The sequence below is a fragment of the Xenorhabdus koppenhoeferi genome, assembly GCF_900116635.1.
Lineage (GTDB): Bacteria > Pseudomonadota > Gammaproteobacteria > Enterobacterales > Enterobacteriaceae > Xenorhabdus > Xenorhabdus koppenhoeferi.
Genome location: NZ_FPBJ01000018.1, coordinates 51,500 through 68,069, shown reverse-complemented (window position 1 = coordinate 68,069; position 16,570 = coordinate 51,500). Strand labels below are relative to the sequence as shown.

The 16,570-nt window shown below is 40.9% G+C and carries 17 protein-coding genes and 2 pseudogenes; 13 read left to right on the top strand and 6 right to left on the bottom strand.

Annotated features, from left to right (window positions below):
• From BM329_RS14445 to mdtI, 5 genes and pseudogenes are all read left to right on the top strand, one after another.
• Positions 1 to 83 (top strand): annotated as a pseudogene (locus BM329_RS14445) (IS5/IS1182 family transposase); the annotation flags it as partial.
• A 292-nt stretch (positions 84 to 375) separates the two neighbouring features.
• On the top strand, positions 376 to 1,851 hold the full coding sequence (zwf, locus tag BM329_RS07745) for a glucose-6-phosphate dehydrogenase (RefSeq protein WP_092551237.1): 1,476 nt from the start codon (positions 376 to 378) through the stop codon (positions 1,849 to 1,851).
• Between the two features lie 277 nt (positions 1,852 to 2,128).
• On the top strand, positions 2,129 to 2,878 hold the full coding sequence (locus tag BM329_RS07740) for a hypothetical protein (protein ID WP_092551234.1): 750 nt from the start codon (positions 2,129 to 2,131) through the stop codon (positions 2,876 to 2,878).
• A gap of 631 nt (positions 2,879 to 3,509) precedes the next feature.
• Positions 3,510 to 3,872: a multidrug/spermidine efflux SMR transporter subunit MdtJ gene (gene mdtJ, locus BM329_RS07735; RefSeq protein WP_092551231.1), complete on the top strand. Its 363-nt coding sequence runs from the start codon at positions 3,510 to 3,512 to the stop codon at positions 3,870 to 3,872.
• 1 nt (position 3,873) lies between these two features.
• Positions 3,874 to 4,206: a multidrug/spermidine efflux SMR transporter subunit MdtI gene (mdtI, locus tag BM329_RS07730; RefSeq protein WP_092551228.1), complete on the top strand. Its 333-nt coding sequence runs from the start codon at positions 3,874 to 3,876 to the stop codon at positions 4,204 to 4,206.
• 113 nt (positions 4,207 to 4,319) lie between these two features.
• On the opposite strand, the gene BM329_RS07725 is transcribed toward mdtI, so the two are convergent.
• Positions 4,320 to 4,664: a RidA family protein gene (locus tag BM329_RS07725; RefSeq protein WP_092551225.1), complete on the bottom strand. Its 345-nt coding sequence runs from the start codon at positions 4,662 to 4,664 to the stop codon at positions 4,320 to 4,322.
• Positions 4,665 to 4,764: 100 nt separating this feature from the next.
• Between BM329_RS07725 and yoaA the strand changes: the two genes are divergently transcribed.
• The 4 genes from yoaA to rnd all read left to right on the top strand — a co-directional run bounded on the left by yoaA (position 4,765) and on the right by rnd (position 11,084).
• Entirely contained in the window at positions 4,765 to 6,672 is a 1,908-nt protein-coding gene (yoaA, locus tag BM329_RS07720; protein ID WP_092551222.1) for a DNA repair helicase YoaA, read from the top strand.
• A gap of 72 nt (positions 6,673 to 6,744) precedes the next feature.
• The gene (gene tsaB / locus BM329_RS07715; protein WP_092551219.1) at positions 6,745 to 7,440 is read left to right on the top strand and encodes a tRNA (adenosine(37)-N6)-threonylcarbamoyltransferase complex dimerization subunit type 1 TsaB; all 696 of its coding nucleotides are present in this window, start codon (positions 6,745 to 6,747) and stop codon (positions 7,438 to 7,440) included.
• A 522-nt stretch (positions 7,441 to 7,962) separates the two neighbouring features.
• The gene (gene fadD, locus BM329_RS07710; protein WP_092551216.1) at positions 7,963 to 9,654 is read left to right on the top strand and encodes a long-chain-fatty-acid--CoA ligase FadD; all 1,692 of its coding nucleotides are present in this window, start codon (positions 7,963 to 7,965) and stop codon (positions 9,652 to 9,654) included.
• 269 nt (positions 9,655 to 9,923) lie between these two features.
• The gene (gene rnd, locus BM329_RS07705) at positions 9,924 to 11,084 is read left to right on the top strand and encodes a ribonuclease D (protein ID WP_092551213.1); all 1,161 of its coding nucleotides are present in this window, start codon (positions 9,924 to 9,926) and stop codon (positions 11,082 to 11,084) included.
• A 130-nt stretch (positions 11,085 to 11,214) separates the two neighbouring features.
• On the opposite strand, the gene minE is transcribed toward rnd, so the two are convergent.
• From minE to minC, 3 genes are read right to left on the bottom strand one after another with little or no spacing between them, the layout of a single operon-like run.
• Positions 11,215 to 11,484, bottom strand: coding sequence for a cell division topological specificity factor MinE (minE, locus tag BM329_RS07700; RefSeq protein WP_092551210.1), 270 nt, complete (start codon positions 11,482 to 11,484; stop codon positions 11,215 to 11,217).
• 3 nt (positions 11,485 to 11,487) lie between these two features.
• Complete coding sequence (gene minD, locus BM329_RS07695) at positions 11,488 to 12,300, bottom strand: septum site-determining protein MinD (RefSeq protein ID WP_092551207.1); 813 nt, start codon at positions 12,298 to 12,300, stop codon at positions 11,488 to 11,490.
• A gap of 23 nt (positions 12,301 to 12,323) precedes the next feature.
• On the bottom strand, positions 12,324 to 13,007 hold the full coding sequence (gene minC, locus BM329_RS07690) for a septum site-determining protein MinC (protein WP_092551204.1): 684 nt from the start codon (positions 13,005 to 13,007) through the stop codon (positions 12,324 to 12,326).
• 160 nt (positions 13,008 to 13,167) lie between these two features.
• Here minC and BM329_RS07685 point away from each other — a divergent pair, with 160 nt between their 5' ends.
• The 4 genes and pseudogenes from BM329_RS07685 (at position 13,168) to BM329_RS07670 (ending at position 15,187) form a co-directional block, all read left to right on the top strand.
• Entirely contained in the window at positions 13,168 to 13,449 is a 282-nt protein-coding gene (locus BM329_RS07685) for a YcgL domain-containing protein (protein ID WP_092551201.1), read from the top strand.
• Positions 13,450 to 13,493: 44 nt separating this feature from the next.
• Positions 13,494 to 14,579, top strand: a complete 1,086-nt coding sequence (locus BM329_RS07680) for a lytic murein transglycosylase (protein ID WP_092551198.1) — start codon at positions 13,494 to 13,496, stop codon at positions 14,577 to 14,579.
• Between the two features lie 12 nt (positions 14,580 to 14,591).
• Positions 14,592 to 14,732 (top strand): annotated as a pseudogene (locus tag BM329_RS07675) (fumarylacetoacetate hydrolase family protein); the annotation flags it as partial.
• A gap of 17 nt (positions 14,733 to 14,749) precedes the next feature.
• Positions 14,750 to 15,187, top strand: a complete 438-nt coding sequence (locus tag BM329_RS07670; protein WP_218153260.1) for a YcgN family cysteine cluster protein — start codon at positions 14,750 to 14,752, stop codon at positions 15,185 to 15,187.
• A 127-nt stretch (positions 15,188 to 15,314) separates the two neighbouring features.
• On the opposite strand, the gene BM329_RS15020 is transcribed toward BM329_RS07670, so the two are convergent.
• On the bottom strand, positions 15,315 to 15,623 hold the full coding sequence (locus tag BM329_RS15020) for a HisA/HisF-related TIM barrel protein (protein WP_245759039.1): 309 nt from the start codon (positions 15,621 to 15,623) through the stop codon (positions 15,315 to 15,317).
• A gap of 510 nt (positions 15,624 to 16,133) precedes the next feature.
• Entirely contained in the window at positions 16,134 to 16,568 is a 435-nt protein-coding gene (locus BM329_RS07655) for an META domain-containing protein (protein WP_092551189.1), read from the bottom strand.
• Positions 16,569 to 16,570 lie beyond the last annotated feature (2 nt).

Below are 16,570 nucleotides of genomic sequence, written 5' to 3'. Positions count from 1 at the left end.
CGACCCGTTACGCCAAAAACAGTGCATCGTTTCTTGCCGCAGTCCAAATCCGCTGCCTTGCTCTTTGGTTGAGTATTTCATGACGACGCCATCTAGTATTTCTCATAAAAATATGACAAGTGTCTAACTTTCAACTTGGTAAGATTACTTCTTAAACGTTGTAAACTTTCAATCAATGAACATTATTTGGTACAGACTCTAACCAGCCCCAGTATAAATACAAAACTAGCATGAATATCAAAACAGTGCACAAAAAGCTGGGATAATGCATATATGAACAATCATTGTTTACTGCTTATAATCAAAAGAGTACATTACATGCAGTTTCTGTAAAAAAATTACAATATCCCGTAATTGAGGATGAGGAGATGCAACATGGCGGTGACGTCTACAGCTCAGGCTTGTGATTTGGTAATTTTTGGGGCGAAAGGAGACTTAGCACGCCGGAAATTAATGCCTTCCCTTTACCAATTGGAAAAAGCGGGTTATATCCATTCTGATACTCGGATTATCGGCGTTGGCCGAGCTGACTGGGATAAGAAAACCTATATCAAAGTTGTTGAAGAAGCGTTAACTACATTTATGTCCGAGAAATTGGACCCAGAATTGTGGAAGAAATTAAGTTCACGTCTGGAGTTTTGTAATCTGGACGTTAATGAAACGGAACATTTCACCCAATTGGCGAAAATACTTAATAAGGATAATTTGCCTACCATTCACTATTTTGCCATGCCGCCCAATACGTTTGGTGCAGTATGTCATGGGTTGGGAGCTGCGGGACTGAATAAAGAACCCAATCGTGTTGTGATGGAAAAACCACTGGGAACAGATCTTATCTCTTCCCGATCTATCAATGATGAAGTAGCAAAATACTTCAATGAGAAACAAATCTACCGTATTGACCATTATTTAGGTAAAGAAACGGTATTGAACCTATTGGCACTGCGTTTTGCTAACTCACTATTTGTCAATAACTGGGATCACCACACAATCGATCATGTGCAAATTACCGTTGCTGAAGAAGTCGGCATTGAAGGGCGCTGGGGTTACTTCGATCAGGCTGGGCAAATGCGCGATATGATCCAGAACCATCTTCTGCAAATATTGACTATGATTGCCATGTCTCCACCGGCTGACCTGAGTGCTGATCGTATTCGTGATGAAAAAGTGAAAGTGCTACGCTCATTGCGTCGGATTGATCATACTAATATCAGGGAAAAAACTGTTCGTGGGCAATACACCGCAGGTTTTGTGCATGGCAAGAAAGTTCCCGGTTATTTGGAAGAAGAGGGCGCGAATAAAGCCAGTAAAACGGAATCTTTTGTATCGATCCGTGTTGATATTGATGATTGGCGCTGGTCTGGCGTGCCTTTCTATCTGAGAACAGGTAAACGTTTACCTGCTAAATGTTCCGAAGTTGTCGTCTATTTCAAAGAGCCTTCGCTGAATTTATTCGCTGAATCTTACCAACAATTACCGCAGAATAAGTTGACGATTCGCTTACAACCAGATGAAGGTATCGACATTGAAGTGCTGAATAAAGCACCGGGGCTGGAACATAAGCATCGTTTGCAGACTACCAAATTGGATCTGAGTTTCTCCGAGACATTTAATCAAACGCACCTTGCGGATGCTTACGAGAGATTGCTGCTGGAAGCTATGCGTGGTATTCAGGCATTGTTTGTCCGCCGTGATGAGGTGGAAGAAGCATGGAAATGGGTAGATTCTATTATGGAGGCATGGGCGGCGGATAATGAACCCCCTAAACCTTATCAGGCAGGGACGTGGGGACCGGTTGCTTCCATTGCCTTGATTACACGTGATGGACGCTCATGGAATGAATTTGAGTAACCTGCATACTCTTTAGATTGTATTAAATTTGTACATAAAAATACTCAAGCCGGACTCATGTCCGGTTACCCCCTTTATTTTTCAAGCAGCAGCTTTTAGCGTACTCATCCATCCCGGTACCGTTTTCTGATGTTTATTCAAACAATATCATGTTGCTGAATATTTCTAACTTTCTCAAGCTGAGTTTATTTTCAAATATTTTTGATATTAATCACGGAAAAATAGTTTTAATTAATTATTAATTAGCTGCATTTCTAAGAACGAATAGGTAGATAAAATGGGTAATTTTATAAGTAGAAAATTTCGGCAAGGTCAACAGGCACGCTTATTTCCACGGTCATTGAGGCGTGATGAAGGATGCATTGAAGAGCATGATGAGGAAGTGTGCGCTAGGGATCAATGGGTATCTGATCGGATACACCGTCATTGCGAATATGCACCAGAAAACGCGCTGACAAACCTCCATAAAACATACGCAGATAGAGGGAAAATAATTAATTATAATTGCTTGGACGCATTTAATACTAAACGCGATCCTGTAGGCAAAGGGCGCAGACTTGCTATGCAGCAACCCCATGCTCAATTGGATGAAATCTATGTCCTTGAGCGCACGCACTGCCAATTACAAGGAGATGGTGACGCTCATTATTTTATGAAAAGTATAGAACCAATAACGCTACATGTCCCAGATGGTCATTATCTATACGTTATTTACACCGATATGCCTCTGACAGTTATATGTGGTCTTTATGATCCTAATCGGATTCCTGCTATAGGTCATACGTCATTAATAAAAGGTAGGATTCGATTGTATGGCAAGAATAAAAATATTTCTCAGCTAGATGATAAAGATATTGACTATGCAAAATACCCTGTATTGTTGGCAGGAGAGCTATTTTTCGATGATGGTCGATTGACTATGTGGAATAATCGGAGTGGTCATTATTTTCCTAAAGGGGATAAGGTTGTCTTAAACGCCACTAATTGCATATTGCCCCAAAAGTTATTTAGACAAGCTTGGGGATAAAATCGGCCGTATTCCTTAATGGTATGATTAATGTTGCTAATGAAATTCTTTATCGCATGAGAATGTGAATTCCGTGGCGCGATCTGCCTTCCAAATCAGATTTTGGGATTGCTGATAAACGATATGGATATGATAGTCAGTGTTTGAAGAATGTTATTGAAAAACAAAAGCCGTTTCCGGTGATCCCTTATCATAGAAATAGAAAAGTGAAAGTTCAGCGTTATCTCGTTGCTTTTTATTTTTGGTTATGGTACAAGTATTCCAGTTATTAAGTCTACTTATATGAGGGTTCGTAGTATATCACACAGTAGTAATCGTGTGATGAAAGAATAAAACATCATGAATAGCGCCAAAAGCGTCAACATTCAACATAGTAATAAAATTCAACGTTGCACCCACGTTCTTTTTCTTTCCGCTATCTTATCCAGTGAGCACTACTGGTGCGGTGCCCTTTAGGGCCTTCTCCTGTTCATCGGTTCTTCACCGATAAAATTCTTGTTTGTCAAAATATTTTGCTAAAACGTCAGTTTGATTCTGATATCGCGTATTTGAATTTGCGTCTGATTCTGTTGGCATATACAGCTTGATGTCTTGGCATACCTATTAGTATTAGTATGTTCAGGAGAAAAAAATGATTTATTGGATATTTCTTGCTCTGGCGATTGTGACAGAAGTGATTGGTACTTTGTCAATGAAACACGCCAGTATTTCGGGTGATTTTACAGGTATGATCGTGATGTACACCATGATCACAACTTCTTATATTTTGCTGGCGATTGCCATAAAAAAAGTGGCATTAGGGGTGGCTTACGCCTTATGGGAAGGTATCGGTATCCTGTTTATCACGACTTTTAGTGTACTGTGGTTCAATGAATCGTTGTCATTAATGAAAATTGGAGGGTTGACACTGCTGATATCAGGAATTGCCTTAATCAAAATAGGTACGAAAAAAGCTACGGAGAATGTTCTGAATAAAAAAATCAAGGAAGCATAACATGTTAACTCAATTTGAATGGTGGCATGCTGCGTTTTTGGTTTTAGCCGTTTTTCTGGAAATTGTTGCGAATATTTTATTGAAATTATCCAATGGATTTCAGCGTTTTTGGATAGGTATTTTATCACTGGCTGCTGTTTTAGGCGCATTTAGTGCATTGGCTCAGGCCGTTAAAGGAATTGAACTTTCTATTGCTTATGCATTATGGGGGGCATTCGGTATTATTGCTACAATCGCAGCAGGTTGGATTATGTTTAATCAGCGTCTGAATTTTAAGGGATGGTGGGGAATTGTACTGCTATTGATTGGCATGATAATGATTAAAATGGCTTAATTTTTCATGCCCCATTCCTTAAAGTTTATTTGATAAATTTGTTTCTAAAATGGCATTGGATGAGTTGATAATGTGTTCAATGCCATGCTCTTCTTGGTAAGTTCTAGTTCAGCTTATAAAGCGGCGATGATTTTGATTTCTACCTTATATTTAGGATCCATCAGCTCAGCTTGAACAGTGCAGCGAACTGGGGCACTTCCTGCAACAACCCAAGTATCCCAGGCTGCGTTCATACCTGTAAAATCGGCTTTATCGGCCAGGAAAATCGTAACATCCAAGATCTTGCTCTTGTTTGAACCAAGACGATGTAACAGGGCATCGATGGCCGCCAGTGTATCGGTTGTTTGTTCTGTGATATCACAGTCCAGCTTTTCTGGCACACTGGTATAATAAATAGTGTCATTGTGAACGACCGCTTCTGACCAGCGGATATCTGGATTAATGCGTTTAATAGTCATTAAATCTCCTGTTAATTTATACAGTTTTTTGCTGAATTGGGTGGTGATTACAACGCAGTATTGGCATAATTCTGCCACATTTTATTAAAAGAGACAGTTTGTGTCAGACGATTTCGCGAAAAATGGTGTACTTGCCAAGGCCATATCGGGTTTTAAACCACGTGATGCCCAGCGGGAAATGTCTTCAGCTATTACGGCTGCTATTAAAAAACAGCAGCAATTGGTCGTGGAAGCGGGAACAGGAACTGGGAAAACATTTGCCTATCTTGTACCAGCTTTGCGTTCTGGTAAAAAGGTGATTATTTCTACAGGTTCCAAAGCGTTGCAGGATCAACTCTATGATCGTGATCTCCCGACTATTGTTAATGCTCTGAACTTTACCGGTAATCTTGCATTGTTAAAAGGGCGATCAAATTATTTGTGCCTTGAGCGTTTAGAACAACAGTCAATTGGGCATTCTCAGTTGGAAACTGAAATATTGGCGGAAGTGATCAAACTAAGACATTGGTCGGCCCAAACGGAAGAGGGAGATATCAGTACGTGTCACCAAGTGTCAGAAGACAGCACAGTCTGGCCGTTGGTCACGAGCACTAATGATAATTGTCTTGGCAGTGATTGTCCTCGTTATCAGGAATGTTTTGTTCTGAAAGCCCGTCGTAAGGCGATGGAATCGGATGTAGTGATCGTTAACCATCATTTATTTATGGCGGATATGGTAGTTAAAGATACCGGATTCGGGGAATTAATCCCGGAGGCGGATGTAGTGATCTTTGATGAAGCTCATCAAATTCCTGATATTGCCAGTCAATATTTTGGGCAGCAGTTAAGTAGCCGACAATTGATGGATTTATCGCGGGATATCATCATGGCTTATCGTACCGAAATCCGGGATCAGGCTCAGTTGCAAAAAAGTGCTGATCGTCTCAGCCAAAGCATACAAGATTTCCGTTTGTCATTGGGCGAAAATAGTTATCGGGGTAATTTGCGCGAAGTTTTACAGCGGCAGCAGGTTCAGCGGGCATTAGTGCGTTTGGATGATGCTCTGGAACTTTGCTATGACGTAATGAAACTCTCTTTGGGGCGTTCAGCCATGCTGGATGCGGCTTTTGAAAGAGCAACGATTTATCGCAACCGCCTTAAACGTCTCATTGATGTCACGATACCCAATTACAGTTATTGGTTCGAAAGTTATGGTCGGCATTTTTTGCTGGCTCTGACACCACTGTCTGTCTCCGATAAATTCAGTGAGATGATCCGTGATAAATCAGGTTGTTGGGTTTTTACTTCGGCAACTTTATCGGTCAATGAACAGCTTGACCATTTCACGGAGCGTTTAGGGCTGAAACAAGCCCAGACATTGCTTTTGCCCAGTCCCTTTGATTATGAGCGGCAGATGCTATTGTGTGTCCCTCGTCATTTGCCATCGCCAAATCAGAATGGTGGCGCAAAATGGCTAGCCCGCATGTTGAAACCATTAATCGAAAGCAATAAGGGGCGTTGTTTTTTCCTTTGTACTTCCCACCAAATGATGCGTAGTCTGGCTGAAGAATTCCGTGCCAGCATGACATTGCCGGTATTAGTACAAGGGGAAACCAGCAAGGGGCAATTGCTGTCACAATTTATTTCTGCGGGTAATGCATTGCTGGTGGCTACAGGAAGTTTCTGGGAAGGGGTAGATGTTCGGGGTGATGCGTTATCCTGTGTAATTATTGATAAACTGCCATTTACAGCTCCGGATGATCCTTTGCTTAAGGCACGTATTGAAGATTGTCAGCTTAAGGGTGGCGATGCTTTTAATGAAGTGCAACTGCCTGATGCGGTGATTAGTTTGAAACAGGGTGTCGGGCGTCTTATTCGTGATATTGATGATTATGGTGTGGTTGTCATTTGTGATAATCGATTAGTGATGCGTCCATATGGTGAAGTATTTCTGAACAGTTTACCGCCAGCACCTCGTACCCGTGATCTATCAAAAGCGGTTACGTTTCTTAAATCACGCCCATCATAGTCAAAGTAAAATTGTTGGTGCTGTGGTAGTATAGCCCCTTATTTCGAATTCTATTCTTGCCGGAGTTAAGGCATGTCCACGCGTATTTTAGCTATTGATACCGCAACTGAAGCTTGTTCTGTTGCACTTTTGAATGATGGCCTTGTTGAGGCACAGTTTGAAATATCCCCACGAGAGCATACTCAACGTATTTTACCGATGGTTCAAGAAGTATTGTTGGAAGGTAATGTCAGTCTGCAACAATTGGATGCATTAGCATTTGGCCGTGGACCGGGCAGTTTTACTGGTGTACGGATTGGGGTTGGCATTGCTCAAGGCTTGGCATTGGGAGCCGAATTACCTATGCTCGGTGTTTCTTCCTTGAAAACGATGGCACAAGGTGCATTTCGTTTGAAAGGGGCAATAAATGTTTTGGTCGCCATTGATGCACGCATGGGCGAAGTCTATTGGGGACAATATAGCCGTAATTCACAAGGAGAGTGGCAAGATGATGCGACGGAGGCGGTTTTGAAACCTGAGCAGGCGCAAGAAATTATGCGTTCCTTGTCAGGTGAATGGACGATTGCAGGAACAGGGTGGAATGCTTATCCTCAATTATTGGATAGTCATTTGACACTAATAACCAGCGACATTACTTTGCCCCATGCGGAAGATATGTTGCCACTGGCGCTTCAAATGTGGGAAGCAGGAGAAACAACGGTGGTTGAACATGCTGAGCCTGTTTATCTGCGTAATGAAGTAACATGGAAAAAATTACCGGGTCGCTAAGGATTTTGCGATTTTAAAGATTATTATGTAACTTTGAACCTGGGTCAGTTGCAACATTCTTAATAATTATCTTTTATTTAAGCATTATTGCTATAACTATTTGGAATAATAGAGAGAACTTTAAGTCAAAAACTAGTAAATTGGTGTATAACTAATTATAAACACAAAATTAATTAATTTAAGTAACTTTTTGATAAATAAAGTAAAAAACAAAGGTGGCTGAAGCTGCCTTATTTTTTACCATAATTAATTATATTAAATTAGTGATGTGTATCGCCAACCTGGACATTGTTGCTTTTCAAACTGGTACGCTGAGTTAATAATTTGTTAAATGTATATACCCAATGGATTTCAAGTTGCATCGCGACGGCAAGAGAGCAAATCCCCGGTCACATAGATAACTATGTGACCGGGGTGAGCGAGCGCAGCCAACAAAGAGGCAGTTTGAAAGACGAAGTGTATAGTTCTAGTTTGTTTTATGGTCAGTAGTTACACCGCAATTAGATTTCAGGAGTATTCAACTTGGAAAAAGTCTGGCTAAAACATTATCCGGCAGATGTTCCGGCAGAAATCGATCCCGACCGTTATTCGTCGTTGATTGAAATGTTTGAAAATGCTGTTGCGCATTATGCTGATCAAGTCGCGTTTATTAATATGGGCGAGGTGATGACTTTCCGTAAATTGGAAGAGCGTAGCCGTGCCTTTGCTGCCTATCTACAGAATGGACTGGGGCTGCAAAAAGGGGATCGCGTGGCATTGATGATGCCAAATTTATTGCAGTATCCTGTAGCGTTGTTCGGTATTCTGCGAGCTGGAATGATAGTTGTTAATGTCAACCCACTTTATACTCCACGTGAATTGAAACACCAGCTGAATGATAGTGGAACATCCGCCATTGTTATCGTTTCTAACTTTGCTCATACCTTAGAAAAGATTGTTTTTAACACACAAGTCAAGCATGTTATTTTGACGCGTATGGGAGACCAGCTTTCTCGTCCGAAAGGAACCCTTGTCGATTTCGTTGTTAAATATATCAAACGGCTCGTCCCTAAATACCACCTGCCGGATGCTATTGCATTCCGTAGTGCTATGCATAAGGGCTACCGTATGCAGTATGTCAAACCAGATGTAAAAAGTGAGGATTTGGCGTTCCTTCAATATACGGGCGGAACCACCGGTGTGGCTAAAGGGGCAATGCTGACTCACCGTAATATGCTGGCGAACCTTGAACAAGCCAAAGGCAATTACTCTCCACTGATGAAACCTGGTGAAGAGTTAGTGGTAACAGCCTTACCGCTGTACCATATTTTTGCTTTGACAATAAATTGCCTGTTGTTCATTGAACTGGGTGGGCAAAATCTGCTGATTACCAATCCTCGGGATGTAAACGGAACAATCAAGGAACTTTCGCGTTACCGCTTCACTGCACTATCGGGTGTCAACACTTTGTTCAATGCTTGGTTGAATAACCCTGAATTCCAGAAAGTGGACTTCTCCTCATTGCGTTTATCTGTTGGCGGAGGCATGGCTGTGCAAAGAGTAGTAGCCGAAAAATGGGAGAATCTGACAGGATGCCACTTGCTGGAAGGTTATGGTCTGACAGAATGTGCTCCTTTAGTTTCAGCCAATCCTCATAACTTAGTTCATTACAGTGGCAATATCGGTTTCCCTGTTGCTTCGACAGAAATAAAACTGGTAGGGAACGATGGTGATGAAGTTCCACAAGGAGAAGCAGGTGAAATGTGGGTGCGTGGGCCACAGGTGATGAAAGGTTATTGGAACCGTCCTGACGCCACTGCCGAAATTCTGAAAGACGGCTGGTTGGCGACTGGGGATATTGCCAATATAGATGAAAACGGCTTTTTCCACATTGTTGACCGGAAAAAAGATATGATTCTGATTTCTGGTTTTAATGTCTATCCAAATGAAGTCGAAGACGTTGTTTCTTCTCATCCTAAAGTATTAGAATCAGCCGTGGTGGGTGTTCCGAGTAAAAACTCAGGAGAGGCTGTTAAAGTATTTGTAGTTCGTAAAAATTCCAGTTTAACCGAGGATGAACTGAAGGCATATTGCCGTCGTTACCTGACAGGGTACAAGGTGCCGAAACTCATTGAATTCCGCGATGAATTGCCAAAGTCCAACGTAGGTAAAATTCTTCGCAAAGAATTGCGTAATGAAGAGATGGCAAAAGCGAATAATGCTGCTACGAATTGATCCCTGTTTATTCTTATATCCAGTTGATTTTAAGCAGTGAGTTTGACCTGATAAAAACAGTTGCCTGAAAAAAGGCGGATAACCCCAGCCGTATTCGTATTCACATATATATTGCGGCTGGTATTCTTTATCAAAGTTGTGGTAAGTGAAAAGCGTGTCTAATGCTATAGAAATAGCTATCCGGATAAAGGGTGTTTAGAGATTTTCGTTGGCTGTACATAACTGTGTGCATTATTATATTTTTTTAGTATTCATGGCTATACAACATAATGTATTTAAAGGATATTTTTTTGTTAAATTGTAATTATCAGTTGATTACTACCGATGTCCAATTGCAATCAATCTGTGAACAGGCAAAAAAAAATGCAAGAATTGCATTAGATACCGAATTTGTTCGTACACGGACGTATTATCCTCAATTAGGTTTAATACAACTATTTGATGGTAAACAGCTTTCTCTTATTGATCCTCTTGAAGTTTCACAATGGCAACCCTTCAGGGAGTTATTGACTGATCCAGATGTACTAAAGCTTATTCATGCTGGTAGTGAGGATTTAGAGGTTTTTGGGAATAGCTTTCAATGCTTGCCAGCACCTATGATTGATACTCAGGTATTGGCTGCATTTATCGGTCATCCTATATCATGTGGTTTCGCAACGTTGGTTGCTGAATACTTGCATGTAGAATTGGATAAGAGTGAATCCCGTACCGATTGGTTAGCGCGTCCATTGAGTGAAAAACAATGCAAATATGCTGCGGCCGATGTTTATTACTTATTGCCACTTGCTGACATTTTGTTGGAAAAAACAGAGCAGGCGGGATATTTAAATGCAGCAAAAGATGAAAGTAATTTGATTGCTCAACGGCGTAACGAAATATTGATGCCAGAATGTGCTTATAAAGACATTGGTAATGCATGGCAGTTACGCCCAAGACAATTGGCTTGTTTGAAAAAACTGGCTGCATGGCGGCTAAATCAGGCGCGAGAGCGTGATCTGGCGGTTAATTTCGTGATCCGGGAGGAAAATTTGTGGCAGGTTGCCCGCTATATGCCGACTTCCTTGGGAGAGTTAGATGCTTTAGGATTGAGCGGACAGGAAATTCGTTGTCATGGTCGTCGCTTGCTGGCGATGGTCGCGGAATACAGAGATATTCCAGAAGAAGAATGTCCGGCTCAAATGATGAATTTGATTGATTATCCGGGCTACCGCAAGGCGTTCAAAGAAATTAAAGCTGTGGTCACCCGAGTGAGTGAACCTCATCGTTTCAGCGCAGAGTTGCTGGCTTCTCGCCGACAGATTAACCAACTACTTTATTGTCATTGGAAACTGAAATCGCTGGGATCTCAACCTGAACTGCTCAGAGGTTGGCGTAGTAAGTTGTTGGCTGAACCTATTGCTGAAATATTGGCAAATTATTCTGAGCAATAGCCTGGAGCAGTGATGCTAACTTAAAAAGGCATTAACTGATGTGCATCTGGTTCTTAAATCGGGATGTAATAACATCCCGATTTATCCTTGAGGAGTCATAGCCTTAAATTAAATAGCATCATTTGATGCTTTATTTTGGCGATTCTTCCATCTCAGGTAATGTTACATTAAGTTCCAGTACAGAGATGTCATCATTTTTTTGCTCAAACTGTACAGAAAGCATCTCTGGATCGATTTGTACATACTTACAAATTACTGCCAGAATATCCCGTTTCATCTCGGGCAAATAAGCAGGCTCAGAGTCACCACGGCGCCGCTCTGCTACGATGATTTGTAGCCGCTCCTTGGCAATATTGGCTGTCGGTCTTTTTCTCGACAGGAAGAAATCTAACAAAGCCATGCGTTACCCCCCAAACAGGCGTTTTAAAAAGCCTTTTTTTTCTTCTTCGATGAAACGGAAAGGCCGTTCTTCACCGAGTAAACGTGAAATTGTATCTTCGTATGCTTTACCTGCATCAGAATCTTTATCCAGAATAACCGGTTCTCCTTGGTTAGATGACCGAAGAACAGATTGATCTTCTGGGATGACACCAAGTAAAGGAATACACAGGATTTCCAGTACATCTTCCATGCTAAGCATATCTCCGCGGTTCACGCGTCCCGGATTATAACGAGTCAGCAGAAGATGCTCTTTGATAGACTCTTTTCCTTGTTCTGCTCGGCGTGATTTAGACGCTAAGATACCTAAAATACGGTCAGAATCACGGACAGATGAAACTTCCGGATTTGTCGTAATAATTGCTTCATCGGCAAAGTAGAGTGCCATCAATGCACCGCTTTCAATACCCGCAGGAGAATCGCAGATAATGAACTCAAAGTTCTGTTCAGATAATTCATTCAGAATTTTCTCGACGCCATCACGGGTGAGAGCTTCTTTATCGCGGGTTTGAGAGGCAGGCAGAATGTATAGATTCTCTGTGCGCTTATCTTTAATAAGTGCCTGATTTAATTTAGCATCCCCTTGAATAACGTTCACGAAGTCAAAGACCACTCGGCGTTCACAACCCATGATCAGATCGAGGTTCCGTAGACCGATATCAAAATCAATAACTACAGTTTTTTTTCCTCTCTGAGCGAGACCGGTAGCAATGGCCGCGCTTGAAGTGGTTTTGCCAACGCCACCTTTACCAGATGTAACAACAATAATGCGTGCCATGAAGCAATTCCTTGTTATAAGGGCTAGACTAAGGTTTCAATAGTTAATTCATTGTTAACCAGACGTAATTTTGCGGCGTTACCGACAAAAATTTCTGGTATTTTTTCGCTGAGCCAATATTGACCGGCAATAGAGGTGAGTTCAGCATTTAAATGGGTGCAGAAAATCTGGCTTTCTTGATCGCCAGATGCGCCTGCCAATACCCGTCCACGTAGCACACCATATATATGAATATTTCCATCAGCGATTAATTCTGCACCAGCGCTCACATTACTTGTCACAATGAGGTCACTATTTGGGGCATAAATTCTTTGTCCTGAACGAACAGGCGTATTAATTATACGAGTTTTTTTGAAAATAGGTTCAGTAGGTTTATTCTCTTGAGTAAGAACCTGCTTACTTTTACCTTCCTTCAATAAAGGAAGTTCAGATTTCAAAACAATTTTCCGTTGTTCTTCATCTTGACAACCGCTGATGCCAACAACACGCAATCCAACCGATTCGATAGCTTGATGGAGTGCAATAAGATCTGCGCCGACGGGGAGAGCAGATATATTAATAACAACAGGAGCATTTTTCAGGAATTCAGGTGCTTGCTGCATTTTTTCCTGTATAGCTCGATGAATGATTTCCGGCTGTTCATCATACAAATGAACAACCGAAAGCGTAAAATTACTGCCTTTTAGCTCAATTGGCGACTGTGGCATCGATATTTTGACTCAGCAAGGTTAAGTTTCCCGGGATGGTGTTTTAAATCATTTTCCTAGAACAGACTCAGGGAGACGATATTCTTAAATATAATAAGCATGTTATAGTTAGTGAATTATTCAAGCAAGTCGCAGAGTTAATTTAAAAGAGTTTATAACAATGATTTGTGTAATCTACAGAAGCCTGAAACGTGACCAAACATATCTCTATATTGCAAAAAAAGACGATTTTTCGCGCGTTCCGGAAGAGCTATTAAAAACATTCGGTCAGCCTCAATATTCAATGATGATTTCATTATCAGACAGAAAAAAATTAGCCAATGCAGACATCGAAAAAGTAAAAGCAGCGTTGGTTGAACAGGGATTTTACTTACAAGTACCGCCCCCAGTGGAAAATTTGATCAATGAACATCTTGCATCAAACAAACCAACTAAACTATAGAGAATGGCTGGTAATTGCCAGGGCCTGAACTAAGGATCTGATGTATGAAATTAATAACCGGAGTGACTTTATTGGCGGCAACTCTGTTGACTGGGTGCAGTGCATCAAATAACAAACAGTTGTATGAACAATCCGTTTTGACCCCTCTGGCAAAAACAGATGTTAAAGCTCTGGAAGACCAGTTTCCATTAAATTCTCGTGAGCCAACACAATTTCCTGCATATGTGACTTTGTTGAAGCAGCAGGCACGCGAGCAGGGAGTCAGTGAAAAAACCTTAGATAGAGCATTTGCCAATATTCATTTTATTCCACGAGTCATTAAGGCTGATCGTAATCAACCAGAAAAAAAGGTCACATTGAATGGCTATCTGAACCAAGTCTTGCCAGTTTGGAGGATTGAGCAAGGGGTCACTCAATATGAAAATCATCTTCCTCAGTTGGAAAAAATCAGTCGCAGATATGGTATACCGAAAGCCTATATTGTTGCCTTGTGGGGATTAGAAAGTGGTTTTGGCAAAATTCAGGGAAAAGAAGATGTTATTTCAGCATTATCCACGCTAGCCTTTGAAGGTCGCCGTGAAGTATTTTTTATTAAACAGTTATTGGCAGCGTTGGGAATAATAGAAAATCAGTATATTGATGAAGGGCAAACTTTAAGAGGTTCTTGGGCCGGAGCGATGGGGCAAAGCCAATTCATGCCGACTTCTTATTTGACGTATGGTGCAGATGGAGATGGTGACGGAAAAATCGATATTTGGAACAATAAGGAAGATGTTTTTGCCTCAACAGCCAATTATTTGGCTAAAGAAGGGTGGCAAAAAGGACTACCGTGGGGATATGCCATCTCATTACCTGCTGGTTTTGACGTAGAATTAGAAGGTGTTAAGACTGAGAAGGGAAAAACCATTGCTCAATGGCAGACATTGGGTGTTTCATCGCCACACTTTGCTAATTTACCTGCCAATACCAAAGGTTGGATTGTTATTCCTGATGATCCGGAACAACGGGCATTCTGGGTAACGCAAAATTTTCGAACTATCATGCATTGGAATCGTTCTTACTATTTTGCCCTCAGTGTTGGTATGATGGCGGATGGTATCACACAACGAGTTCATTTCCTTACTCACTGAAAATCGAATTTTAGCTATATGTCGCGCTTTTTTATCCTCCGTCCGGGCGATATTATCTTGACGGGAACGCCTGAAGGCGTAGGGCCACTGCAATCTGGTGATGTGTTGAACGTTGTTCTTAATAAACATGTTTTGACAACCAGAGTGATTTAACATGAGGAATGACAGAAATTATGTCTCAACCTTTCTGGCAGGTAAAAAACCTGGAACAAATGACAGACCAAGAGTGGGAAACATTATGTGATGGCTGTGGCCAGTGCTGCCTGCATAAGTTGATGGATGAAGACACTGATGAAATCTACTTCACCAATGTTGCCTGTAATCAACTGAGTATTAAAACCTGCCAGTGCAAGAATTACGAAGATCGTTTCAGATATGAACCTGACTGTATCAAATTAACCCGTGAAAACATGGTCACTTTTGAATGGTTACCGCAGACTTGTGCTTATCGTTTGATTGGAGAAGGCAAAAAACTGCTGCCGTGGCATCCCTTGGTCAGTGGTTCAAAATCAGCTATGCATGCGGAGCGCATTTCTGTCAGGCATATCGCTGTACGTGAAGCGGATGTGGTGGATTGGGAGGATCATATTCTTAATAAACCTGAATAGTTTCTTCATTCATTGATATAAAATGGATTTTATATCAATGACAAATGTTTGGGGCATCGTTGTTTTATACACTTCGTCTTTCAAACTGCATCTTTGTTGGCTGCGCTCGCTCACCCCGGTCACATAGTTATCTATGTGACCGGGGATTTGCTCTCTTGCCGTCGCGATGCAACTTGAAATCCATTGTGTATAATATTTGGTTTGACTCCCCGATGTCAGAACAGCAATAGCTAAAAAATAACAAATTATCCGCTAAAGTACAGAGATCATCTATACTCGATACTCCTCCGCCGGCAACTACAGGAGATGCAGTTTTTTCACAGACTTCACGCAGTAGGGTGAAATTAGGAGAACTCATCATACCGCCTCGTCCAACATCTGTGACGACGTGGCGCTGGCAGCCTTGTTTATCAAGGCGTTCAAGAACATCCCAAATATTTTAGTTAATTACATTCCACCCATGTGTTGCTAACTGATAACCTTCTGGGGTGCATTTTACATCAAGAGCAATTGCAATTTTCTATGACAAAATAACGCCAATCGTCAGTGTCATGGTGATCCAAACCCCTACAAACACTATATAGCTTATCAATTTGTTGTTCATTTTTCTTTCCCTCATTATCAAATAAATTTCCATAGCTGCACGGTAGTGGCTTTGACTGTCTGATACAAAAATTATATCGACAGTGCTTAATATATATTGGGTAAGCAGCATAAATACCATTCTAATATTTAATACAATGGAGCATGAAATTAGCTGTATTGTTATAGGAGCCGAACAATTCAAATAATAATAAAAAATAAATTTATTTTTCAAAGGAATACAGCTAAAGAAACAACAGATTACCCAGTATTGCACCGGGTAATCAAAGATCATGTAAACACAAATAATCCAAGGCAGAAAATGTTGCATCAGAAGACGATGGCTGGCTCACTGAATACAAGATTATTGAGAGAGATCCCGCAAAATATAAACTAAGGTATTCTTACCGTTAACTAATGTAAGTCGCTTACCTTTTAAATTGATTTTTACCCCTTTAGTTAATACGTCATTTAGCACGAGATCCCATTGATTAAGTCTTTCATTAACACAATACATCTCAGAACCGGTCAAATTTTTTACTGTTAGAATATTATTTTTTAATTTACCGACTCCCATGAAGTTATTGCACATAGTGCCTGATATATTCATTTTTCCATCAAATGAAATAGAGAGTTTGCTGTCATTTTTATTTAAAATATACTCATTATTGACACTAATTAAATCAAAATGACGATTTTGCAAACCTCTCTTTGTGACACTCTCCGTAGCACTGACTCCTGGAGATTGACATGCTGTGAGTAATAGAGTGGTGACCACTAATTGAATCACTTTTTTCATTT

Excerpts from the sequence above, each read along its gene's own strand:
- zwf (WP_092551237.1), top strand. The coding sequence starts at position 376 with ATGGCGGTGACGTCTACAGCTCAGGCTTGTGATTTGGTAATTTTTGGG.
- minE (WP_092551210.1), bottom strand. The coding sequence starts at position 11,484 with ATGGCTTTGTTAGATTTCTTCCTGTCGAGAAAAAGACCGACAGCCAAT.
- minC (WP_092551204.1), bottom strand. The coding sequence starts at position 13,007 with ATGCCACAGTCGCCAATTGAGCTAAAAGGCAGTAATTTTACGCTTTCG.
- BM329_RS07680 (WP_092551198.1), top strand. The coding sequence starts at position 13,494 with ATGAAATTAATAACCGGAGTGACTTTATTGGCGGCAACTCTGTTGACT.
- BM329_RS07655 (WP_092551189.1), bottom strand. The coding sequence starts at position 16,568 with ATGAAAAAAGTGATTCAATTAGTGGTCACCACTCTATTACTCACAGCA.
- mdtJ (WP_092551231.1), top strand. The coding sequence starts at position 3,510 with ATGATTTATTGGATATTTCTTGCTCTGGCGATTGTGACAGAAGTGATT.
- rnd (WP_092551213.1), top strand. The coding sequence starts at position 9,924 with ATGTATTTAAAGGATATTTTTTTGTTAAATTGTAATTATCAGTTGATT.
- BM329_RS07685 (WP_092551201.1), top strand. The coding sequence starts at position 13,168 with ATGATTTGTGTAATCTACAGAAGCCTGAAACGTGACCAAACATATCTC.
- minD (WP_092551207.1), bottom strand. The coding sequence starts at position 12,300 with ATGGCACGCATTATTGTTGTTACATCTGGTAAAGGTGGCGTTGGCAAA.
- BM329_RS07725 (WP_092551225.1), bottom strand. The coding sequence starts at position 4,664 with ATGACTATTAAACGCATTAATCCAGATATCCGCTGGTCAGAAGCGGTC.
- tsaB (WP_092551219.1), top strand. The coding sequence starts at position 6,745 with ATGTCCACGCGTATTTTAGCTATTGATACCGCAACTGAAGCTTGTTCT.
- BM329_RS07740 (WP_092551234.1), top strand. The coding sequence starts at position 2,129 with ATGGGTAATTTTATAAGTAGAAAATTTCGGCAAGGTCAACAGGCACGC.
- mdtI (WP_092551228.1), top strand. The coding sequence starts at position 3,874 with ATGTTAACTCAATTTGAATGGTGGCATGCTGCGTTTTTGGTTTTAGCC.